A 21,238-nucleotide genomic window follows, 5' to 3' on the forward strand; every position below is an offset into this window, starting at 1 on the left:
GACGCACGCATCGTGCGCAACAACTGGAGCGCCGCGGCATCGACGCGCTCCACGGCCAGCAGACCGACCGTCCGGTGGTCGACCACGCTCTCCTCGACCATGCGCAGTTCGGAGCGGTGCCGGAGGGAGGCGAGCAACCCGGCTTGGGAAAGGGGGTCCAACGCCTTGATGTGGACACAGACTGGCTCGGACATGAAAGCTCCTTACGAAACGGCTTCTTCCCGAAGAGGCACCACCAGTCTCACCGTCGCTGCCCTAACGGTGGGTTAGCGGAACAGCTCGGCTGTCTCAAAATCCCGCGCGTCCGGCACCCACCCCCTGCGCACCCTCCCACCGGGCCGCTCGGGCAGCCGATCGGGGGGCCGGACTTCCACCGGCCGTTCGTCCCATCCGCGAGGTCCCGACCGCCCCGGGAGCGGACAGACTCGTTCCAGGGCCGCCCGCCGGTTTCCCGGGCAGGGGAAACCGGCCGGCGGCCTTCCAGCGCGGAGGGACGGGCACACGTGCCGGGTCCCCCGGCACGGCCGGTCCGCTGCCCGCCCTCCTGCCCCGGTGGGCCTGGCCGCGTTCACGACGGTCGGCTGTACTGGCACGTCACCCTGCCGTCCCCACCACGAAGGAGTCACCGTGCGCCTCGGCGCCCCGCACTGCCGTGCCCTCGCCCCCGAACGCGGGCGCCCCGCGACGGGCAGTCCCGCTCCATCGCGACGGACGCCGGGGCGGGGTCGCCGTACCGGCACCCCGAGGACGGGGCTCCGGGACCGGAAGGACCTCCGGTGAGGGGCGGGCACCCGACGGAGCCGGGCGCCGTGGTACCGGTCGGCGCCGCGGATGCCGTACGGGCTTGCCGGGGCACCCTGGGCGTGAGCATCACCGGGGCCGGTACCCCCGGGGCGGACATGTGCCTCACGGGACACCTGAACGCGGCCACGGCCGGACTGCTGGCGGGGGTCGGCGCGGACCAGACCGGCCTGGGGCAGCGGGAGCTGCGGGTGGACGTCTCGGGCCTGTGCTCGTGCGACGCCGCCGGGCTGAACGCCCTGGTCGCCCTGCGCCGGCGCCTGCATCCGGCCGGTGTGCGCGTGCTCCTGACCGGTGTCTCCGAGGAGCTGCGCCGTCTCGCCGCCGACCGGGCGCGCTTCACCGGCGGATCGGCCGGGGCCGATCCGGTGGCCCTGCCGGGCCGCCTCCCGGCCTGACGGGGAGCGCGCGCCCGTGGGACGACACGGTGAACCGGTCCGGCGCCGTCACGCTGCCGGAGGGCGGCGACGGCACCGGGCCCGGCGACGCGGCAGGCTGAGGATCATCGCGTGGACCACCGTCATGCTCGTCCTGGTGGGCGGGGCCGGAGCGGCAGCCATCGCCTTCCGGCTCAGCAGCAACATGCAGAGCGTCGACATCGATTCCGCCCTCGGCGGCGACCGCCCGCCCGCCGCCGCCGACGGGGCGATGAACATCCTCCTCCTCGGCTCGGACAGTCGGGCCGGTGACGGCGCCTCCCGCAGCGGCGAACCCGCGCGCTCCGACACGGCCATGGTCCTGCACGTCTACCGGGGCCGTCAGAAGGCCGCCCTGGTGTCCATTCCCCGCGACACCCTCGTCACACGCCCCGCCTGCACCACCCCCTCGGGCACCACCGACCGCGGCGGCGCGCGCCAGATGTTCAACGCGTCCTACTCCGTGGGTGGTCCCGCCTGTGCCGTGAGCACGGTCGAGCGCCTCTCCGGCCTGCGCATGGACCACTACGTCGAGCTGGACTTCACCGGCTTCAAGAAGATCATCGACACGCTCGGCGGAGTCACGCTCACCACGACCAAGCCCATCAAGGACGCTGCCAGCGGGCTCGACCTCACCGCCGGCACCCACACGCTGAACGGCACCCAGTCGCTCGGCCTGGTGCGCACCCGCAAGAGCGTCGGGGACGGCGGTGACCTCGGCCGCATCCAGCTCCAACAGGCCTTCGTCAAGGCGCTGCTGACCCAGGTCAGCGGCAGCGGACTGCTGCGCAGCCCCACCCGGCTGCTCACCCTCGCCGACACCGCCACCAAGTCGATGACGACGGACAGCGCACTCGGCAACCCGGCCGCGCTGGTGCGTCTGGCGTCGACCCTGAAGGGCCTCGCCTCCTCGGGGCTCCAGGCACTCACCCTCCCGGTCGGCCCGGACGCCCAGGATCCCAACAGGGTCGTGCCCCTGGCCACCGAGAGCCGGCAGGTGTGGGAGGCGCTCCGCGACGACCAGCCGGTGCCCCGGTCCGCCACCGAGCGTTCCATGGGCGACAAGGGGACGGCGGGCTCCCTGGTCACGCCCTGACCGGCGCCTCGCGGCCACGGCGCCCCGGGCGTGACAGGGCCCCTCAGGCGCCCTGGAGCGGGAGACGGACGCAGACGACGGTGCCGGTCGGGGCGTTCGAGCGGACCGTGAGGTTCCCGCCCACCTCCTGGAGCCGCAGCCGCTGCGAGGCGATCCCGATGTGGCCCTGGGCCACGCGGTCCTTCAGTACCGAGTGCGCCAGCCCGACCCCGTCGTCGGCGACCGAGAGCCGCGCCTGGGCGCCCGCCACCTCGAAGGTGACCACCACGTGCCCGGCGTCGGCGTGCTTGACGGCGTTGGAAAGGAACTCGCGGGCACAGTTGTAGAGCAGTCGGTCCGCTTCGTAGCCGGCGGTGGGCGCGGTGCAGATCACCTCGGTGGTGAACTTCCCGCGCCGGCCCGCCCGGTCGGTCAGCTCCCCCAACGCCTTCCGCAGCCCGCCCCGCTCCAGGACGAAGGGGTGCAGCTCGGTGACCGAGGAGCGCAGTTGGCGAGCGGCGTCCCGCAGGGCCTCGTCCGCTCGTTCCAGGGCCTCGTGCGGTGCCGCCTCGGTGGCTTCGTCCACGTCGAGCCGGGCCGCCAGAACGCTCTGGAGCGGCCCGTCGTGCAGGGACTCGGCCAGCTCCCTGCGTTCCCGTTCCGCGATGGCGACGCTCGCGGCGAGCATGGCGGTACGGCGGTGGGCGAGCTCGGCGATCTGCCGGACCCGCGACTGCTGGATCCGTGACAGGAACACCGCGGCGAGGCTGACCAGGCCGAGCGACAGAGTGTGCCCGATGGTGAAGTGGAGGTCGGGCGCGGCGTGTGCGTGGCCCACGGTGGAGGCGATGCAGTAGAAGGCGGTGGCCGCGGCCCCGGTCGCGGCCGTCACGACGGGACGGAGCTGGAAGGCGGAGAGGACCACGCCCAGCAACAGCCAGTCCGAGGTGAACGGATTGGCCCAGCCGGGATCGCTGTAGGTTCCGGACACGGTGAGCAGCAGGGCCAGCACCGGAAGGTCGACGAGCACCACCGCCCACGCCACGCGGGGGAAGGGACCCTTGCGCCAGGCGTGGACGAGCATGACGACGGCGTAGAGGACGTACAGGGCCACGAGGACGCCGGTCGCGCCCCCGTTCACGCGCGGGGGGAACAGCAGGAACTCCGCGCTCGCGGCGAGCACGAGGACCGTGCGAAGTGCCGCCTGACGGTGCAGGGCCAGCCACTGGTGCTCGACGAGCAGACGGGTGATCGCGTCCCGGTCGTGGTCCCGCAGCAGGTCGTCCCCGCCGTGGGTCCGGTCGCGCGTCCTTGCGTCCGCGGCCCCCCGCCGGTTCTGCGTCGTTTCGTGCATACCGTCGAGTATGGCCGAGCCGGTCAGTGCGCGGCGGGCGGGCGCAGCGCGCGGGGGCGCGCCACGACCCTCACGTCGGCCGGCGGACCTGCGACGGGTTCGACCGGCATGACCAGTCCGGCGGTGACCACGGCCTCCAGGGCCGGGCGGGCCGGGACCCCCAGGCTCGTGAACACCGCGTTCAGCTCGCTCACCGTGGTTCCGGGGGGCGCCGCCTCCAGCTGCACCGGGCCGCCCGCGGCGAGCTCCGGCCCGACCACCTCCCCGGGGAGCACCAGCCCGGCCGACAGGAGCACCAGCGCCTCGTCCAGCAGCGCCAGCCGCTCCGGGGCGGTGGGCGCCCAGGCCCACAGCAGCCACCGGGTCCGGTAGCGGCGTACGGGTGGCCTGCGGCCGACGACCCGGCCCCGCTCGTCGCGCACCTCGGCGGCGTCGCCGGGCCTGCCCTGGTCGAGGGCCGCCACGTGGAAGAGGTGCGCGCCGAGGCCGCGTCCGCCCTCGGCGCCCCCGGGGGCGGCCGTGACGGACGGTGGGGGCGCCTCGGCCGTCACGGTGCGGCGGCCGCCGGCCGGCGCGGTCTCCAGATGGGCCGTCAGAGCGGCCGAGATGGCGTGCAGCATGCCGGGAAGTATGCACGCCCCGGGCCGCCCGCCGCGGCGCTCGCGGCGGGAGCCCGCCGCCGGGTGCCCCCTCGGTCCGGCACCGGCCCGACGGGGCGTCCGATCAGGCCGGAAACACGGTCCCTCCAAACGTCCGATCGTCGCTCCCGCCGACCCGCTTCCGGTTGGCAGCATCACGGACAACAGTGCCCGCACCAGTCCCGGACCGGAGGTCCCATGCCCAGCTACCTCTCCCCTGGCGTGTATGTCGAAGAGGTGTCCTCGGGCTCGAAGCCCATCGAAGGCGTCGGAACCGCCGTGTGCGCGTTCGTCGGTTTCACGGAGAAGGGCCCGGTCAACGAGGCGGTCCTGGTGACGAACTGGACCCAGTTCGTCACCACGTTCGGCGAGTTCACCGAGGACACCCACCTGCCGCGCAGCCTGTACGGATACTTCCTCAACGGCGGGGGCAGCGCCTACGTGGTCCGTCTGGAGACCCCCCGGGCCGAGGACGTGGAGGCCGGTACGGCCAGCGCGGTGCTCGCGGGCGGGCCCGACGGACGCCGTGGCGTGCTCGGCGTGCGCGCCCTCGCCCCCGGCGCCCGGGGCAACGCCCTCAGCGTCGAGGTGATCACGGGTGAGGGGGAGTCCTTCGGCCTGGTGGTCAAGCGTGACGGCCAGGTCGCGGAGACGTTCGAGGGCCTCACCGCGGGAAAGGGACCGAGGGCCGCCGCCGAGGTGGTGCGGCGCGAGTCCCGTCTGGTCGCGGTGCAGCAGCTGGAGACCGTACGGCCCGCGGCCGGGGCGAGCCCCCTCGCCGGCGGTGCCGACGCCCGCTCGGGTCCGGCCCGGCTCAACCCCCAGGTGTTCCTGGGTTCCTCCGCGGAGCGCTCCGGCATCGCCGGTCTGGAGGCGATCGACGAGGTCACCATGGTGGCCGTGCCGGACCTGATGGCCTGCCTGAGCAGGGGTCTGCTCGACCGCGAGGGGGTCAAGGCCGTCCAGCTGGCGGTGATCGCGCACTGCGAGCTGATGGGCGACCGGGTGGCGGTGCTCGACACCCCGCCGGGCCTGAACGCGCAGGAGGTCCAGAACTGGCGGGTCGAGGAGACCGGCTACGACTCCAAGTACGCGGCGCTGTACTGGCCCTGGATCAGCGTGCTGGACCCCCGGACCGGCAAGCCGGCCCCGATGCCGCCGAGCGGCCACGTCGCCGGGCTGTGGGCCCGCAGCGACGATTCCCGCGGGGTCCACAAGGCCCCCGCCAACGAGGTGGTGCGCGGTGCACTCTCCCTGGAGCTGTCGATCACCCGCAACGAGCACGACCTGCTCAATCCGCTCGGGATCAACTGCATCCGCGCCTTCCCCGGTCAGGGGATCCGCGTCTGGGGCGCGCGGACGCTGAGCAGCGACCCCGAGTGGCGCTACCTCAACGTGCGGCGGCTGTTCAACTTCGTGGAGAAGTCGATCCTCTCGGGCACGAGCTGGGTGGTGTTCGAGCCCAACGACCCGAAGCTGTGGGACTCCGTCAAGCGGACGATCACGATGTTCCTGCGCGGGGTGTGGCGGGACGGCGCGCTCTTCGGCCGGACTCCGGAGGACGCCTTCTACGTGAAGTGCGACGAGGAGAACAACCCCGCCGAATCCCGCGAGCAGGGCATCCTCACCGTCGAGATCGGCGTATCGGTCGTCAAGCCCGCCGAGTTCATCGTCTTCCGCATCTCGCAGTTCGCCGACGGCGCCTCCCTCGACGAATAGCCCGTACGCACGCACCGGTCCCGGGCTCCGGGCCGCGGGCACCTCCCCCACGTCATCCAGGAAAGGAGCCGCGGATGTCCGTCAACCACGACGCGTTGACCGCCGCACGGTTCTCCATCACCATCGACGGCTACGAGATCGCCTCGTTCTCCGAGCTGTCCGGCATCACCACCGAGGTCGAGGCGGTCGACTACCTGTCGTCCAGCGACAAGGAAGTCATCTTCAAGAAGCTGCCCGGCAAGGCGAAGCCGCCGACCGTGGTCCTCAAGCGGGGCAAGAGCAGCGGTCTGGAGCTGTGGGCCTGGCACCAGAGCGTGCTCTCCGGGGAGATCAACGTCGCCCGCAAGAGCTGCTCGCTGGTCATGTACAGCTTCGACGGCGTCCCGGTGGCCCGTTACTACCTGTTCGCCGCGTGGCCCGCGAAGCTGGAGGTGGGGGCGCTCAAGGCCGGTGCGAGCGAGGTCCTCATGGAGACCGTGACCCTGGTCTGCGAGCGCATCCAGCGGGTGGCCCCGTGAGCGGCGCGGGCTCCGTCGCGGCGCTGTCCACCGAGTACCCCTTCGTCCTCCCGCGCGGCTACGTGGACTCCTCGGGCGTCGTGCACCGCGAGGGGGTGATGCGCCTGGCGACGGCGCGCGACGAGATCGCGCCGCAGGCCGACGCCCGGGTCAGGGCCAATCCGGCCTACCTGACGGTGCTGCTGCTGGAACGGACCGTCGTCGGCCTGGGCACGCTGCCCGAGGTCGGCGGGTACGTCATCGAGGGCCTGTTCGCCTCCGACCTGGCGTTCCTCCAGGACCTGTACCGGCGCGTCAACCAGGACGGGCACACCGCGACCGAGGTCGGCTGCCCCTCCTGCGGCCACGAGTTCACGGTCGACGTGGCCGGTGATGCCCCGGGGGAATCCTGACGTACGCGGCCGACCGCCTCTGGGAAGAGGTCGCGTACGTGGCGTACTACCTGCACTGGCCGTTCGAATCGATCCTCGACCTCGAACACCCCGTCCGTCAGAACGTCATCGCGGAGATCGGCCGGATCCACCACAAGCTCGCGGACGACTGACCCGGCCGGTCGGCCGCCACGGGAGAGGTACCCACCATGATCTGGCCCCTGCGCCGCAAACGGCATCCTGCCCGGCCGGACGGTACGTCCGAGACGGCCCCGGCCGCGCCGCCCGCACCGGCCGACGCACCCCGAGCGCCCCACGCACCCGACACACCCGTCGCGGACGGCGCCTGGGCCCGCGCCCGGCCCCTGCGTACGACGGCCGCGCCGCTGCCCGCCGCCACGATCACCACCACCCCGCTGGTGACCGCCGGCCGGGGCGGACTGGCCCGCACGGCGCCCTCCCTGCTGCCCGCGGCGGACCGGCGGCCGACCGGCACGGTCAGCGGGATCGCCGTCGCCCGGCCCCGTCCGGCCACCCACCGGCCCTTCCCCGAGCCGCCCCTGGGGGAGGCCTCCGCGCTGCCCCCGCCGGCCCGGCGCCGGGCCCGCCCCACCGGCCCGGCGCCGGCACCCGACACGCTGGTGCGGGCCGAGGGCGCCTACGTCGGCGAGCCCCGGCCGGCGGCTCCCGTCGAGGAGTCGCCGCCGTGGATGCGGGGGATCGTCCCGGGCATGTCACCGGACCAGGTCGCCGCCCTCTTCGGCGGTGCCCTCGGCGGCCTCACTCCCCCCTCCGCGACCGGTGCACCGTCCGCGCCGTCCGCACCGGGGCAGGCGGCCCCCGCCGTCACGGGTCCCGGCGCGGCGGCCGGTCTCGGCCACCCGCCGCGCCCCAGGCCCTCCCTCGCCGAAAGCCGCAGGCAGGCCGCCGCCAACTCCGTTCAGCGGGATCCCGGTACCGAGCCCGTCCCGGGCCCCGTGTCCCCCGGCGGCGGACACCGTGAACCGGTCCCGGAAGCGCCGGGCACCACCACCGCCGAGCCTCCGGCAACGGACCCCGGCCCGCGGCCGGATCCACAGCCGGATCAGCAGCCGGATCCGCAGCCCCCCGCGGCCGGCCACCGGGACCCGGTCCCCGCCGAGCGGCCCGCCGGGCCGCCCGCGCCGACGGCCCGGACCGCCACGCGTCCGCTGGGCCTGCGGCCTCCCCTGGAGCACCCCTCGGCCCACCGGTCCGGCGAACGGGACACGGCCGGGGAGGGCGGGCGCCCCCAGGGACCGGCCCCGCCGTACGAGGCGCCCACCGCGGGCACGGTCGTACCGCGTGACATGGCCTCGGCGTTCGCCCTCCTGTACGGGGTGGACGTCTCCGCCGTGCCCGTGCACCGGGACCGGAACGCCTCCGCGCGCGCTTCCGGCATGTCGGCGCGTGCGTTCACCGAGAGGGGCGCGGTCTTCCTGCCCAAGGAAGCGGGCGGGATGGAGGACCGAAAGGTCCGGGGGCTGCTCGCCCACGAGCTGACCCACGCCGTCCAGCAGCGCCGGCACGGGCCCTCCCTGCCGGCGGAGAACACCTCCGCCGGGCTGGAGATGGAACGCCAGGCCGTGGCCGCCGAGCAGTACTTCCGCGGTGACCCCGCCGCTCCCGCTCCCGAACCCGCCCCGGAGCCCGCACCGGCGCCCTGCGATCACACCCCGGACGCGTCCGCACCCGCGCAGTCGGTCTCCTGGACCCCCGACGGCGGCATGGTCACCGGGGGTGTCCAGCGCGCCTCGGCGGACGAGATCACCCAGAAGTTCTTCGAGGAAATGAACGAGCTGCGCACCGAACTGGGCATCTCCAAGCGCCTTTCATCGGTGTCCGAGCTGGACAGGAACGAGCGCGCGATGCTCGAACTGAGGCTCCGCAAGGCCGGTCTGGAGGAGGAGAAGGAATCGGGGGAGGAAGCCGCGAAGCGTCCCCTGGACTGGGCGGAGCTCTTCGCGCAGTCCGCGTCCTCCCTCGCGAGCGACGCGATGCGGCCCTTCTACTCGCGCAGTGCCGAGGAACAGAAGGAGAGCCGGGACTCCTGGCGGCGGGTGGCGACGGGCGGGCCCCACGGCTCCGACCGCAGCCATCTGGACCACCTGGACGACGAGGAGGATGCGGAATCCCAGAAGAGCGGTACGGGCGGGACGGGCCGGACGGGCGATACGGGCGGGGACGGAGCCCGGCCCCGCCCCGCGCCCGTGGCGGGCTCCCGGCCGGGCCCGGCGGGCCCGGCCGACGCCGCCGCGGTCGCTTCCCTCTACGGCAAGATCGTCGAGCTCCTGGAGAACGACGGTCTGCTGCCGCCCGGCAGCACCACCAAGGCCACCACCAAGACCACCGGCGAGGCTCCGGTGGCCGCCGCGGCGGCCCCGCCCGCCGCCGGACCCACGGCCGGATCCGCTCCGCCCGGCGCTCCCGGCCCCGCTCCGGCCCCGGGTCCGGCAGCGGCCGCCCCCCGGAGGGGCGGGTACGGATCCGCCGTCCCCGCCCCCGTACCCGTTCCCGTGAAGTCCCCGGCCGCCGAACCGAAGAAGGAGGTGAAGGAAGCCGAACGTCCCCTGGACTACGCGGAGGTGTTCGCACAGGCCGCCTCCTCCCTCGTCGGCGACGCGATGCGGCCCTTCTACGCCCGCAACGCCGAGGAGACCGCCCGGAGCCGGGACCTGTGGCGGGCACGGGCGCTGGGCGTGAGCCGGGAGCGGGCAACGGCCGCCGAACGCGACCTGCTGGAGGAGGAGGACACCGCCTGGCCCGTGGCGCCGGTGGCCGGAACCACCGACCCGGCCGACCGGACCCCGTCCGTGAAGCGGGCCTCGACGGCGCCCGCCGCGGTCCCCCTCTCCCTCACGCCCGCCCTGCTGGCCGACCAGTGGGACGAGGCTTCCCTGCGGGTGCTGTCGGGGCGGCTCTACCCGCTGCTGGTGGACGACCTGCGTCACGACCTGATGGCCGGACAGCAACGGCAGGGCTTCCCCTGACCGCCTGGCCCCCGCCCCCGTCCCAGCCCCAGCCCCTCCACCCCGTCCGACACCCCTGTGAGCCGATAAGGAAGGCCCATGCCGTTCTCCGACAACACCACACTCGCTCTCGCCAACCGGTTCCAGGTCGTCCTCGACGACGGGAACGTGGACCTGGGCAGCTGGCACCAGTGCCAGGGCCTGGAGGTCAACTGGAAGATGGCCGACTACCGGGCCGGTGACGGCGGCAACGAACGCTGGTACTACCCGGGTTTCACCGAGTACCCGCCCCTGAAGCTCACCCGGGCCGCGTGCTCGGACTCGCCCAAGGTCCAGGCGTGGCTGTCCAAGGCCTCCTTCTCCCGGCAGCCCAACACGGGGTCGGTGACCCTGCTGGACCCGTCGAACAAGCCGGTCATCAGCTGGGACTTCAAGTCGATCGTGCCGATGAAGTGGTCCATCGTCGGCTTCGAGGCCGGTACCAGCAAGGTGGCCCTGGAGACCCTCGAACTGATGCACAACGGCTTCCTCAGCGACGAGAACAAGCCGTGACCGGGACCCCCGGCACGAGGTGCCGCCCATGACCATGACGCATGACGCCAAGATGGCGCTGAACTCCCGCTTCCACGTCGCCGTCGGCGACTTCGAGCTGGGGGGCTGGGCCAGCTGCCGCGGACTGGCCGTCACCTTCGAGAACGAGTCCCTCGCCGTCGGCGGGTGCTACGACGAGTCCTGGGTCCTGCCCACCAGGATCACGTACCCCACCATCACCCTGGTCCGCGCCATCACCCCGGACGGCACGAAGACCGTGCACGACTGGTTGCGCCGCATGCAGCGGGAGTGGGTGAACAGCGACGACGACCGCGACCGCGGCACCACCGCCACCATCAAGCTGATGGACACCTCGAACAAGCTGAGCAAACCGGTGTTCGAGTGGACCCTGCGCAGCGTCTACCCCAAGTCGTGGAAGGGCCCCGACATGGACGCCACCAACACCAACGTCGCCACGGAGACCCTCGAACTCATCCACCAGGGCTTCCTGTAACGAGCCGCTTCCGAGAAGGGCAGCAGACCATGACCGTGTACGGCAACACGTACGGTCCCGCCGTGCTCACGTGCACCGAACCGCCGATGATCGGGACCGTACCCTTCCAGCTGAACCCCGAGTCGATCAGCTTCTCCCGGGACGTCCGGGCGACCGAGATCGGCTCCTCCAAGGGCAGCATGGGCACGGTCTTCAAGCGCGCCGAGCCCGCGAGGATCTCCCTCAGCGACATCACCATCCGGGGGATGCACACCAAGGCGCTCTGCGACCAGCTGCTCAACTGGATGTCGCCCGGATCGGGCCGGCTGGGCCAGATGGTCGGCGGCATGATCACCGTGAAGTCGGGGGGCAAGTGGCAGTTCACCAACCGGCTGCCCAGCCTGACGTTCCTGTGGGGACCGCCGGAACTCGGCTTCTGCTACTCGGTGATGCTCACCTCCGCCACCATCCGGTACGTCCGCTTCAACGCCAACGCGATACCGGTGCGCGCCAAGGTCACCCTGTCGATGAGCGAGCAGCCGAGCCTCCTGGGCACCCTGCCCACCAACCCGACGTCCGGCGGCCTGCCGGGCCGGGGCACCCACACCCTGACCGAGGGCGAGAACCTCCAGGCCGTCGCCCTGGACGGCTACGGCAGCCCGCACGCCTGGCGCGAGATCGCCCGCGCCAACGGCATCGAGGACCCGCTGCGGGTACGCCCCGGACAGGTCGTCTACCTGCCGCACCCCGATGAACTCGACGCGGAGGAGGGCCGGTGAGCGGGCAGCCGTCGAGCCCGCACCGGGTCCTGCCACAGATCCGGGCCGGGTCCGGCCGGCCGGCCGACCTTCCCCCGGCCCTGGCCGAGCGGGTGACCCGGGTCGTGGTGGACACCCACCTCCACCTGCCCGACATGTTCGAGATCACCTTCCACGAGCCGGACCCGCTGGGCACCACCGCCGCGGACGAGCGGGGCCTCCGGGCCGGCTGCCGGGTGCAGATCCTGGCGGCCGCGACCACCGGCGAGGACGCCGGTACCGAGCTGCTCAGCGGGGAGATCACCTCGGTGGAGGCCGTCTGCCAGAACATGACGGTGGAGACGGTCATCCGCGGGTACGACGCGAGCCACCGGCTCCACCGGGGACGTTCCACCCGTACCTTCCTGAACCGCACCGACGGCCAGATCGCCCGGCAGGTGGCGGAGGACGCCGGGCTGGACATCGGCGACGTGCGGGCGGCCGGGACCGTGCACGAGCACGTGTCGCAGGTCGCCGAGAGCGACTGGGCGTTCCTGCGCCGGCGCGCCCGCGCGCTGGGCTGGGAAACCGGCGTGCGGGAGGGCAAGTTCTACTTCCGCCCCACGGACGGCCCGGCAGTGCCCTCCGCGGCCGGAGTCCGTGCCCGCGCGGTGACCCTGACCTTCGGCGAGAACCTGCTCTCGTTCCGGCCCCGGCTCACCGCCTCGGGTCCGGCCCGCGAGGTCGAGGTGCGCGCCTGGGACGCGCACAGCGGGCGTCCCGTCTCGGCGGTCTCGCCCGTGCGCGACTCCCGCGACGGGCCGACCGGTGCCCCGGTGCCCCGCGACTTCGACCGGCCGCTGACCCCGGCCAACCGGCGCCGCGCCTCGCGGCCGGACCGGGTGGACGTGGTCACCTGCGCGCCCGGGGCGGGCGCGGCCGCGGCGCAGGAGGTGTCCCGGCTGGCGCGCGGGCTGGCCTCGCGGCTCGCCGGCACGCGGGGCGAGGCGGAGGGGTGGCTGATGGGCCATCCCCGGGTGCAGGCCGGGACCGAGGTCGAGGTGGACGGCGTACCGGAAGCCTTCGCCGGCAAGTGGAGGGTCTCCCAGGCCCACCACGTCTTCGGCGAACACGAGGGCTACCGGACCCGGTTCACCGTCGGCGGGAGCGAGGACCGCTCCCTGTACGGCCTGGCCGCCGGTGGCCCGTCGGACGGTTCCGCCGCCCTGGAGGGGGTGGTCTGCGCCGTGGTCAGCGACATCAACGATCCGGCGCGGCTGGGACGCGTACGGCTGCACCTGCCGTGGCTGGCCGAGGACTACGAGTCCCACTGGGCGCGGGTGGCGCAGTTCGGCGCCGGCGCCCGCGGCGGGGCGCTCTTCCTGCCCGACGTGGGCGACGAGGTCCTGGTCGGGTTCGAGCTCGGCGACGCGGGGCGCCCCGTGGTGCTGGGCTCCCTGCTCAACGCGGGCAGCGATTACGTGGCGAACGGGCTGGGAGGCCCGGCGGTCCAGGCGAGCGGGAAGACCGCCCGGGTGGTGCGCCGGGGGTTCGTCTCCGACCTGGGCAACAAGCTGGTGTTCACCGACGGCACGGGCGGCGGCAAGACCCCCTCCCAGGTCTCCCTGGGCAACGCGCGGGGGAACCTGGCGCTGGTCATCGACGAGACCTCCCGCACGGTGACGTTGAGCTGCGACGCCTCGCCGTCGGGCCGCGACGGCGCCCGGAAGCTGACCATCCGCTGCGACGGCGGCGACGTCACCGTGGACGCGGGTGCGGGCGGCACGGTGAAGGTCGTGTCCGGCGCCAAGGGGAAGGTGGCCGTCGAGGGGGGCGAGGTGTCGGTGAACGCCGGCCGCAAGCTCTCCCTGACCAGTCGGGGGGAACTCACCATCTCGGGCACCGTCGTGAAGGTCAGCGGCAACCCGATCAAGCTGAACTGAAAGGCGCACCCCCGTCATGGCACTCCCCTCCTCCCCCGCCGACAACCCGCCGGCCGGGCCCGGCGGACTCCGCCGACCGGTCACCGATTTCGTCGGCGCGGGCTGGGCCTTCCCCCTGCGGACGGACGCCCAGGGCCGGATCGCCCTCGCCCGGGGCCGGCACGAGATCGAGCAGGCGATCCACCTGATCCTCGCCACGTACCCGGGAGAGCGGCCGATGCGGCCCCACTTCGGCTGCCGGCTGCGGGACTTCGTCTTCGGCGACACCGGCGGACGCACCCGTGCCGAACTGTCCACGGCCGTGCGCGACGCCCTGCTGGCGTGGGAACCGCGCATCGAGGTGCACGCCGTGGAGGTGAACGGCGATCCCGACCGGCCGTCGCTGCTCTACATCGACGTGCAGTACACGGTGAAGACCACGAACGACCGGCGGAACCTGGTCTTTCCCTTCTATGTCATCCCCGAGGAAGGCGACTACTGATGTCCGTGCCGATCCCCCACCTCGACGACCGGCGGTTCCAGGACCTCGTCGACGACGCGAAGCGCATGGTCATGCGCCGCTGCCCGGAGTGGACCGACCACAACGTCTCGGATCCCGGCGTCACGCTGATCGAGACGTTCGCCTTCATGACCGACCAGCTCCTGTACCGGGTCAACCAGGTGCCCGACCGGCTGTACCTGACGTTCCTGCGGATGCTGGGCTTCGGGCTGACGGCGCCGACCGCCGCCCGTGCGGCGGTGACGTTCTGGCTGTCGGCGCCCGCCTCGACCCCGATGGTGCTGCCCGCCGCGACGAGCGTCGCGACCCGGTCGGGCGACGGCCTGGAGCCGGTCGTCTTCTCCACCGTGCGCGAGGTCGCGCTCCCGGCCGCCCGGCTGGAGCACCTGCTGACCCTGGAATCCGCGCGGGGCGCCCTCGTCCCCCGCGAGGAGCACCTGCGGCTCGACATCGACTTCGAGGCCTTCGGCGAGGGCAGGCCCGCATCCGGCGACGCGCTGCTGCTGGGGCTGAGCGAGCCCGCCCCGCGGTGTCTGGTCCGACTGGACTTCGAGTGCACCGTCCAGGGCATCGGCGTCGACCCCGACCGCCCCCCGCTGGTGTGGGAGGCCTGGGACGGTGTCGGCTGGCGGGAGTGTCCCGTCCACGAGGACACCACGGGCGGCCTGAACCGGCCGGGCCGGGTGGTGCTCCAGCTGCCGGACCGGCACGAGGCCAGTGTGCTGGAGAGCCGCAGCGCGGGCTGGATACGGGCGGTCGTGGTCAGCGCCGGTGAGGGCGTGCCGGGGTACAGCTCCTCGCCGATGATCACGGCCCTGAGCGCGGGGGTGGTGGGGGCCACGGTGCCCGCCGTGCACGCCGAGGTGATCGAGGACGACGTCCTGGGCCAGACCGAGGGCACTCCCGGCCAGCGGCTGGCGCTGTCCCGCGCCCCGGTGCTGTTCAACGTGTCGGAGCCGGTCCTGGAGACCAGCGGCGAGGACGGCTGGGAGCGCTGGGAGCGGGTGGAGCACTTCGCCGACAGCGGGCCCGGGGACCGGCACTACGTCCTGGACCCGACCACGGGCACGGTCTGCTTCGGCCCGATGCTGCGCGAGCCGGACGGCTCGACCCGGCAGCACGGCGCGGTCCCCGTGCGGGATGCGCAGGTGGTGATGCGTTCGTACGCGACCGGTGGCGGCCGGCGCGGCAACGTCGCCGCCGGTGCGATCGAGACGCTCACCTCGGCCGTGCCCTTCGTCACGGACGTCGGCAATCTGGAGCCGTCGGTCGGCGGAATGGACGGCGAGAGCCTGGCGGACCTGCGGGAGAGGGCGCCGATGCTGCTGCGGACCCGCGACCGGGCCGTGACGGCCGAGGACTTCGAGGTGCTGGCCCGGCAGGCCGCGCCGGAGGTGGCACGGGTACGGTGCCTGCCCGCGGGTTCCTCCGGTGTGCCGGCCGGGTCGGTGAGGCTGCTCGTCGTACCGGCTCCGCCAGGCGGCACGCGGGTCCGCTTCGAACACCTGGTGCCGCCGGAGCCGGTGCTGGAGCGGATAGCGGCGTACCTCGAACCCCGCAGGCTGCTGGGAACGCGGGTGTCCATCGAGCCGCCCCTGTACCGGGCGGTGACGGTGATCGCCCGGGTCCGGGCCCGCCGGGGCGCGGACACCGGCCAGGTCCACGACGACGTTTCGGCGGCGCTGTACGGATTCCTGGACCCGATCGAGGGCGGCCCGGAAGGCACGGGCTGGCCCTTCGGGCGCCCGGTTCAGACGGGCGACCTGTACGCGCGGCTGCACGCCGTGGCGGGGGTGGACCTGGTCGAGGAGATCAAGCTGTACAGCGCGAATCCGGTGACGGGGGCCCGGGGCGAGCCGACCGAACGGCTGGAACTGGACCCCTCCAGCCTGGTGTTCTCCTACGAGCACCACATCAAGGTGGAGGAGACCCGGTGAGGGGCGGCGTCGAGGGGCTGGCCTCTCCCTACCCGATCGGCGGGCTGCTGCCGGCGGTGTACCAGGAGGACGAGTTCGCCCAGCGGTTCACCGCCGGGCTGGACGACGTCCTGGCCCCCGTTATCTCCACGCTCGACTGCCTGGAACACTATCTGGACCCCGCCCTGGCACCGGACGACTTCCTGCCGTGGCTGGCGGGCTGGCTGGGCGTCGGGTTCGGCGGCCACCTCGGCCCGGACCGCCGGCGGCTGCTGCTGGCCGCCGCGGGCGACCTCTACCGGCGGCGGGGCACCGCGGGCGGCCTCCGCGACCACCTGGAGCTCGCGTTCGGCGGACGGGTGGAGGTCGAGGACGGCACCTCGGTGACCGTGCGCACCGCTCCGTCCAGACCGGCCGACTCGGTGGGAACGGCCTCGGGCGAACACCCCGTGCTGACGGTCCGGATCACCCCCGAGGCGGCCGTGGACCACGCGGTGGTCGAACGGTTCGTCGCCGCTGCCAAGCCGGCCCACATACCGCACGCCGTGGAGGTCCGGGCGGGGTGATCGTCTGCCGCAAGTGCGGGTTCCACAACGACGCGACCGACGCCTTCTGCGGTTCCTGCGGGAGTTTCCTCGAATGGACCGGGCAGAAGGTCGAACTCGACATCGCCGCGGAGGAGCGCCGGGAGCTCGAAGCCGAGGCGAAGGCCAGCACCCGTCCCGGTCTGATGGACCGTGCCAGGATGCTGTACTCCGACGTGGGCAAGGCGGACGCGCTGCCGGGCCGGACGGGGCCGGCCGGAGCACCGGGCGCGCCGGGCGGGATGGGCCGTCCGCCCGGCCTTCCCGGGGCTCCGCCCGCCGGGCCGGGCGGTCCGCCGGGGATGCCGGGCCGCCCCGGCGGCCTTCCCGGAATGCCACCGGGACTGGGCGGACCCCCGGGGATGCCCGGCCGCCCCGGCGGCCCTCCCGGAATGCCCGGCCGCCAGGCGCCGCCTCCGCCACCTCCGCCGCCTCCGCCGCCACCACCACCACCGCCGCCGCCACCCTCGTCGGGAGCCGGCGGCGGTGCGGGCGCTGCCGACAAGGACGAGGAAGGGGACGACTGGCTCAAGAAGATCCTCGCCGACGAGGAAGACGGCGAAGACGACGGCGAAGAGGACGGCGAGGACGACGACTGGCTGAAAAAGGCACTCGCCGCCGTCGAGGACACCAAAACGGCAGGGGGAAGGACGAAGACCCCCGATACCGCCGGGGACGACGAGGAGGACGGGGAGGACGGGGAGGACGAGGAAGGGGACGACTGGCTCAAGAAGATCCTCGCCGACGAGGAAGACGGCGAGGACGACGGCGAAGAGGACGGCGAGGACGACGACTGGCTGAAGAAGGCGCTCGCCGCCGTCGAGGACAGCAAGACGACCGACTGGCTGACGAAGACCCCGGCCCCCGCCACGAACGCCAAGAACGCCGGGGACGACGAGGAAGACGAAGAAGACGACGACGCCCTCGCACCCCCGGCGGCGAACCGCGAGGAGCCGTCGGAGATGGCGCCGCAGCGGGAGCAGCGTCCCGTCGTGAGCAGGCAGCGCCTCCCCCCGCGCCACCACGAGGTCGGTGACCTGCTGTGCCCCTCGTGCGGTCAGGGGAACGAGCCGCACCGGTCGTTCTGCAACCGCTGTGGCACGGAGCTCTCGCAGGAGCGGGTCGTCCGCCCGCCCTGGTGGAAGAAGTTCGTCCCCCGCCGGCACGGCGAGGTGCTGGAGGCGGGCGCGCGGCCGGGCCAGGAAGGGGTCAAGGACAAGCGGAAGATTCCGACGCTGAGTTCCATGGCCGGGACCCTGCGCATGGTCGGCGGGATCACGGCGCTGACCATCGCCGTCATCTACGGTGTGCACCCGCCCTTCCGGGAGGCGGTCTGGGCCCGGATCACGTCGGTCCAGAACCGGGTGGACAAGTTCGTCCACCCTCAGCTGACCCCCGTTCAGCCGCTCCGCACGATCGGCAGCGTGGAGTCCCCGGACCATCCCGCTTCCAAGAGCTCCGAGGGCAACACCAAGACGTACTGGGCCTGGCCGCGCAAGGCCCAACCGGTCACCCTGACGCTGGAACTGGCCGAAGCGGTCCCCATCAACAGCGCGATCGTGGCCAACGGCACGGAGGACCAGTTCCGCAACTACGCACGCGTCAAACAGCTGAAGGTGTCCTACTCCAACGGCACGAGCCAGACCGTCGACCTCCACGACATCCCGCAGCCCCAGCAGGTGAAGCTGGACAGCCACGGCAAGGTCACCACGGTGGTTCTCGAGGTGCTCTCCTACTACGGCAGCGGAGCCGAGGGCGAAGGGGCGCTGTCGGAGGTCGAACTCCTCACGCAGACCGGCGGGCTCGGCTCCTGGTAGGGCCGTGCGGGCAGTCACGCTCCCCCGGTGGACCGGCCGATCGGCCGACCGCGCGGGCAGCCCGGACGGGGGAGGCTGAGAAGCGTGGGCACAAAGGTGTCCACGGCCCGACGGGCCCTCGTCGGAGGCAGGGGATCTGGATGACCCATGTACTCATCATCGAGTCCGACCCATCACTGCGTGGACGGCTGGAGACGGGACTGCGCACCCTCAAGTACCGGGTGACCACCGCGAGCGGCGGGCGGGACGGACTTCGGGCGGCCGTCAGCCGGCAGCCCGACCTGGTGCTCCTCGATCTCGACCTCCTCGACGTCGACGGGCTCGACGTACTCAGGGTCCTGAAGGCGACCTCCACTCCCGTCGTCGCCGCGGTCCCGGTCAACGACGAACGCCGTGCGGTGGCGGCGCTGCGGTCGGGGGCCGCCGACTGTGTCGGCAAGCCCATCTCGCTCGGCATCCTCGACGCCCGGCTCGACGCCCTCGCCAAGCGCAGTCGGGTCAGAACGGAACTGCCCGTACTCCGCGTCGGTGACCTCGTCGTCGATCCGGGCGCCCACGTGGCGCGGATCGGCGACCGCGCGCTGCGGCTGCGTCCGAAGGAGTTCCAACTGCTGTCCTACCTCGCCTCGCGCGAGGGTCATGTGATCAGCAGGCGGGAACTGCTGCGGGAGGTCTGGGGCGGTCCGGGTACCGCGTCCAACAGGACCGTCGACGTCCACCTGTGTCTGCTGCGCCGACGGCTGGGCGAGAGCGCGGCGCGCCCGCGGTACCTGCACAGCTTCCGCGGGGTGGGCATCAAGCTGCACGCGCCGACGTCATGACGGGCCGTACGCACACCCGGGGCCAACACCGCGTCAGCCCCGTGTTAACACGGCGGCTCCTAGGCTCGGTCCTCAGCCACCGGTCCACCCCGGAACCCCAGCAGAAACCCGACGGCCCCCGCCATGCACTCACTCAGCACGCTCACCGCACTCGCCGCGCCCTCGGCGCTCCGGCTGCTCTGCTGCGTGGTCCGCCGTGCCCTGTGGTCCGCCACTCGGTAGCCGCGTCGACACGGTTCCGGCCGGACGGCGGCCCCGCACCGGCCCGCCGGGCCGTCCCTCCTCCTGTTCCCCCTTCCCGCGGAGCACATCATGTGTCTTCACCACCCGCGCGGCCGTCGCGCCCGCACGCCGCGCCGTTTCCGCCATGCGAGGATGCTGGTCGTGCTGGAGAGCTGCGACCGTCCGGCGCAGCAGGCCCGTCGTCTGCTCGCGGGGCAGCTCGCGCACCTGGGACTGCTGCCCGCCACGGACTGCCCGGAGCGCCGTCGTGCCGACGACGCGCTCCTCGTCGCCAGTGAACTCGTCACCAATGCCTGCCGGCACACCTCCGGCCCCACGCGCCTCACCTCGTGCTGGCACCCGGAGCAGCAGAGCTTCACCATCTCCGTCTTCGACCCCTCGCCCGCCATGCCACGTCCCGCCCCGGAGGACGAGCGCGGCGCACACGGCGGCTACGGCATCCACCTCGTGGACCACCTCTCGGACCGCTGGTGCGTCGTGGCGTCGCCCGACGCCGGGGGCAAGAGCGTCTCGGCGACGGTCACCTTCCCGGCCGCCCCGCGCGAGTACGCGGTCCGGCCGGGGGGGCCGGTCGGTGGATCCGGCGGATGATTGACCCTCCTCCGAACCGCCGACCCGATCAGGAGGGCGACGGGGGTCGGCCGGCTCGCGGTGATGCGGCCGATGCCCTCGCCCGTACCACCGGCGCACCCTTCTGACCTGCCGTTCTTCCTCAACAGCCCGGCCCGTGGCCCCGTCCCGGCCCTGGTGCGGCCCGTACGGTCCGGGCGTCCGCGCCGCCCGTCCCGCCCCGGCCGCCGCGACGGGACACCCCGTCGCAAGGCCGATGATTCGAAGCGAGCCCCCCTCTCCACCAGCACGTCGTGAGGACACTGCCATGACACCCGTCCACGGATACCCGAAGGCCCCGGCCCCCGAAGGAGCCGGTCCCCGTCGGCGGCGCCGTCGGTTCCGGATAGCCGCACTGGCCACGGCGGCGGTGCTCACCGCCCTGACCGCGGCAGCCTGTTCGGCCGGCGACAACTCCACCGGCTCCTCCCCGGGTGCCTCCCGGTCCTCGGCGCCCGGCACACCGATGGCGGCGTCCGTGCCCGACCGGATCGTCATCCCCTCGATCGGGGTCAACGCCCACCTGGCCTCGGTCGGGCTGCAGCCGGACGGCCAGATGGAAGAGCCCTCGTTCGACGCCCCCGCGGACGCCGCCTGGTACCGCAGGGGCCCGACACCCGGAGAGGCCGGCCCCGCGACCATCGTGGGCCACCTCGACACCCCGACGACCCCCGAAGCGGTCTTCTACAAGCTGCCCGACCTCAAGAAGGGCGACGAGATCGACGTCAAGCGCCAGGACCAGAGCACGGCGGTCTTCGACGTCGACTCGGTGGAGACCTTCCTCAAGGACCAGTTCCCCACCCAGAAGGTCTACGGCGACACCGGGGGCAAGGCCGAACTGCGGGTGATCACCTGTGGCGGCAGCCTCACCAACGACCGTCACTGGGATTCCAACGTCGTGGTCTTCGCCCACCTCGTCGGCAAGTCCTGACGGCCCGCGGAGCACGAGGTGTACGGGTGGTTGTGGCGGCGCCTGCCGGGCCCGCTCCCGGTGCGGGTGCTGACCGCCGCGGTCGCTGTGGGCTCGGTGGTCGTCGTCCTGTTCCGGTACGTGTTCCCCTGGGCCGAACCGCTGCTGCCGTTCGGTGACGTCACCGTGGACACCCTTCCGTGAGCCGTTCCCGGCACCCGTCCGCCGCGGTCGGCGGACGGGCGGCCCGGCGCCG

22 protein-coding genes are annotated in these 21,238 nt (G+C 73.2%); 19 read left to right on the forward strand and 3 right to left on the reverse strand.

Annotated elements, in window-relative coordinates:
• The coding region (locus tag ABZW32_RS34470; protein WP_356223871.1) for a hypothetical protein at positions 1 to 194 on the reverse strand (194 nt) is incomplete at its 3' end.
• Positions 195 to 863: 669 nt separating this feature from the next.
• Here ABZW32_RS34470 and ABZW32_RS34475 point away from each other — a divergent pair.
• Both ABZW32_RS34475 and ABZW32_RS34480 read left to right on the forward strand, forming a co-directional pair.
• A complete protein-coding gene (locus ABZW32_RS34475; protein ID WP_356223873.1) occupies positions 864 to 1,199 on the forward strand; it encodes an STAS domain-containing protein in 336 nt (111 codons plus the stop codon).
• A 124-nt stretch (positions 1,200 to 1,323) separates the two neighbouring features.
• Complete coding sequence (locus tag ABZW32_RS34480; protein ID WP_356223876.1) at positions 1,324 to 2,313, forward strand: LCP family protein; 990 nt, start codon at positions 1,324 to 1,326, stop codon at positions 2,311 to 2,313.
• Between the two features lie 43 nt (positions 2,314 to 2,356).
• Here ABZW32_RS34480 and ABZW32_RS34485 read toward each other — a convergent pair whose 3' ends face one another.
• Both ABZW32_RS34485 and ABZW32_RS34490 read right to left on the reverse strand, forming a co-directional pair.
• Entirely contained in the window at positions 2,357 to 3,646 is a 1,290-nt protein-coding gene (locus tag ABZW32_RS34485; protein ID WP_356223879.1) for an ATP-binding protein, read from the reverse strand.
• A 23-nt stretch (positions 3,647 to 3,669) separates the two neighbouring features.
• Positions 3,670 to 4,266 carry a Pvc16 family protein gene (locus tag ABZW32_RS34490; protein ID WP_356223881.1) on the reverse strand — a complete coding sequence of 199 codons (597 nt, stop codon included), beginning with the start codon at positions 4,264 to 4,266 and terminating at the stop codon, positions 3,670 to 3,672.
• Positions 4,267 to 4,482: 216 nt separating this feature from the next.
• Between ABZW32_RS34490 and ABZW32_RS34495 the strand changes: the two genes are divergently transcribed.
• From ABZW32_RS34495 to ABZW32_RS34575, 17 genes are all read left to right on the forward strand, one after another.
• On the forward strand, positions 4,483 to 6,003 hold the full coding sequence (locus tag ABZW32_RS34495) for a phage tail sheath family protein (RefSeq protein ID WP_356223884.1): 1,521 nt from the start codon (positions 4,483 to 4,485) through the stop codon (positions 6,001 to 6,003).
• Between the two features lie 74 nt (positions 6,004 to 6,077).
• Positions 6,078 to 6,521, forward strand: a complete 444-nt coding sequence (locus ABZW32_RS34500; protein ID WP_356223887.1) for a phage tail protein — start codon at positions 6,078 to 6,080, stop codon at positions 6,519 to 6,521.
• The gene (locus tag ABZW32_RS34505; protein ID WP_356223927.1) at positions 6,491 to 6,913 is read left to right on the forward strand and encodes a hypothetical protein; all 423 of its coding nucleotides are present in this window, start codon (positions 6,491 to 6,493) and stop codon (positions 6,911 to 6,913) included. Before ABZW32_RS34500 ends, ABZW32_RS34505 begins: the two co-directional genes overlap by 31 nt.
• A complete protein-coding gene (locus ABZW32_RS34510) occupies positions 6,910 to 7,065 on the forward strand; it encodes a DUF6760 family protein (RefSeq protein WP_356223929.1) in 156 nt (51 codons plus the stop codon). Before ABZW32_RS34505 ends, ABZW32_RS34510 begins: the two co-directional genes overlap by 4 nt.
• Positions 7,066 to 7,101: 36 nt before the next feature.
• Complete coding sequence (locus ABZW32_RS34515) at positions 7,102 to 9,900, forward strand: DUF4157 domain-containing protein (RefSeq protein WP_356223890.1); 2,799 nt, start codon at positions 7,102 to 7,104, stop codon at positions 9,898 to 9,900.
• A 78-nt stretch (positions 9,901 to 9,978) separates the two neighbouring features.
• Positions 9,979 to 10,431: a phage tail protein gene (locus ABZW32_RS34520; protein WP_356223893.1), complete on the forward strand. Its 453-nt coding sequence runs from the start codon at positions 9,979 to 9,981 to the stop codon at positions 10,429 to 10,431.
• 28 nt (positions 10,432 to 10,459) lie between these two features.
• A complete protein-coding gene (locus tag ABZW32_RS34525; protein WP_356223895.1) occupies positions 10,460 to 10,924 on the forward strand; it encodes a phage tail protein in 465 nt (154 codons plus the stop codon).
• Positions 10,925 to 10,953: 29 nt separating this feature from the next.
• On the forward strand, positions 10,954 to 11,682 hold the full coding sequence (locus ABZW32_RS34530; protein ID WP_356223898.1) for a hypothetical protein: 729 nt from the start codon (positions 10,954 to 10,956) through the stop codon (positions 11,680 to 11,682).
• Positions 11,679 to 13,583, forward strand: a complete 1,905-nt coding sequence (locus tag ABZW32_RS34535) for a VgrG-related protein (protein WP_356223901.1) — start codon at positions 11,679 to 11,681, stop codon at positions 13,581 to 13,583. Before ABZW32_RS34530 ends, ABZW32_RS34535 begins: the two co-directional genes overlap by 4 nt.
• 16 nt (positions 13,584 to 13,599) lie before the next feature.
• Positions 13,600 to 14,064 carry a GPW/gp25 family protein gene (locus ABZW32_RS34540; RefSeq protein WP_356223904.1) on the forward strand — a complete coding sequence of 155 codons (465 nt, stop codon included), beginning with the start codon at positions 13,600 to 13,602 and terminating at the stop codon, positions 14,062 to 14,064.
• The gene (locus tag ABZW32_RS34545) at positions 14,064 to 16,019 is read left to right on the forward strand and encodes a putative baseplate assembly protein (protein WP_356223906.1); all 1,956 of its coding nucleotides are present in this window, start codon (positions 14,064 to 14,066) and stop codon (positions 16,017 to 16,019) included. Before ABZW32_RS34540 ends, ABZW32_RS34545 begins: the two co-directional genes overlap by 1 nt.
• Positions 16,016 to 16,564 carry a phage tail protein gene (locus ABZW32_RS34550; protein WP_356223909.1) on the forward strand — a complete coding sequence of 183 codons (549 nt, stop codon included), beginning with the start codon at positions 16,016 to 16,018 and terminating at the stop codon, positions 16,562 to 16,564. The genes ABZW32_RS34545 and ABZW32_RS34550 overlap by 4 nt, the downstream gene beginning before the upstream one ends.
• Complete coding sequence (locus ABZW32_RS34555) at positions 16,561 to 18,399, forward strand: hypothetical protein (protein WP_356223912.1); 1,839 nt, start codon at positions 16,561 to 16,563, stop codon at positions 18,397 to 18,399. The genes ABZW32_RS34550 and ABZW32_RS34555 overlap by 4 nt, the downstream gene beginning before the upstream one ends.
• A 140-nt stretch (positions 18,400 to 18,539) precedes the next feature.
• A complete protein-coding gene (locus ABZW32_RS34560; RefSeq protein WP_356223915.1) occupies positions 18,540 to 19,220 on the forward strand; it encodes a response regulator transcription factor in 681 nt (226 codons plus the stop codon).
• Between the two features lie 375 nt (positions 19,221 to 19,595).
• Entirely contained in the window at positions 19,596 to 20,054 is a 459-nt protein-coding gene (locus tag ABZW32_RS34565) for an ATP-binding protein (RefSeq protein WP_356223918.1), read from the forward strand.
• A gap of 286 nt (positions 20,055 to 20,340) precedes the next feature.
• Positions 20,341 to 21,003, forward strand: coding sequence for a class F sortase (locus ABZW32_RS34570; RefSeq protein WP_356223921.1), 663 nt, complete (start codon positions 20,341 to 20,343; stop codon positions 21,001 to 21,003).
• 18 nt (positions 21,004 to 21,021) lie between these two features.
• The gene (locus ABZW32_RS34575) at positions 21,022 to 21,186 is read left to right on the forward strand and encodes a hypothetical protein (protein ID WP_356223924.1); all 165 of its coding nucleotides are present in this window, start codon (positions 21,022 to 21,024) and stop codon (positions 21,184 to 21,186) included.
• The last annotated feature ends 52 nt before the right edge of the window (positions 21,187 to 21,238 follow it).

The sequence above is a fragment of the Streptomyces sp. NPDC004667 genome (assembly GCF_040609475.1).
Taxonomy (GTDB): Bacteria; Actinomycetota; Actinomycetes; order Streptomycetales; family Streptomycetaceae; genus Streptomyces.

Excerpts from the sequence above, each read along its gene's own strand:
- ABZW32_RS34480 (WP_356223876.1), top strand. The coding sequence starts at position 1,324 with ATGCTCGTCCTGGTGGGCGGGGCCGGAGCGGCAGCCATCGCCTTCCGG.
- ABZW32_RS34485 (WP_356223879.1), bottom strand. The coding sequence starts at position 3,646 with ATGCACGAAACGACGCAGAACCGGCGGGGGGCCGCGGACGCAAGGACG.
- ABZW32_RS34490 (WP_356223881.1), bottom strand. The coding sequence starts at position 4,266 with ATGCTGCACGCCATCTCGGCCGCTCTGACGGCCCATCTGGAGACCGCG.
- ABZW32_RS34495 (WP_356223884.1), top strand. The coding sequence starts at position 4,483 with ATGCCCAGCTACCTCTCCCCTGGCGTGTATGTCGAAGAGGTGTCCTCG.
- ABZW32_RS34500 (WP_356223887.1), top strand. The coding sequence starts at position 6,078 with ATGTCCGTCAACCACGACGCGTTGACCGCCGCACGGTTCTCCATCACC.
- ABZW32_RS34515 (WP_356223890.1), top strand. The coding sequence starts at position 7,102 with ATGATCTGGCCCCTGCGCCGCAAACGGCATCCTGCCCGGCCGGACGGT.
- ABZW32_RS34520 (WP_356223893.1), top strand. The coding sequence starts at position 9,979 with ATGCCGTTCTCCGACAACACCACACTCGCTCTCGCCAACCGGTTCCAG.
- ABZW32_RS34525 (WP_356223895.1), top strand. The coding sequence starts at position 10,460 with ATGACCATGACGCATGACGCCAAGATGGCGCTGAACTCCCGCTTCCAC.
- ABZW32_RS34530 (WP_356223898.1), top strand. The coding sequence starts at position 10,954 with ATGACCGTGTACGGCAACACGTACGGTCCCGCCGTGCTCACGTGCACC.
- ABZW32_RS34540 (WP_356223904.1), top strand. The coding sequence starts at position 13,600 with ATGGCACTCCCCTCCTCCCCCGCCGACAACCCGCCGGCCGGGCCCGGC.
- ABZW32_RS34545 (WP_356223906.1), top strand. The coding sequence starts at position 14,064 with ATGTCCGTGCCGATCCCCCACCTCGACGACCGGCGGTTCCAGGACCTC.
- ABZW32_RS34560 (WP_356223915.1), top strand. The coding sequence starts at position 18,540 with ATGACCCATGTACTCATCATCGAGTCCGACCCATCACTGCGTGGACGG.
- ABZW32_RS34565 (WP_356223918.1), top strand. The coding sequence starts at position 19,596 with ATGCTGGTCGTGCTGGAGAGCTGCGACCGTCCGGCGCAGCAGGCCCGT.
- ABZW32_RS34570 (WP_356223921.1), top strand. The coding sequence starts at position 20,341 with ATGACACCCGTCCACGGATACCCGAAGGCCCCGGCCCCCGAAGGAGCC.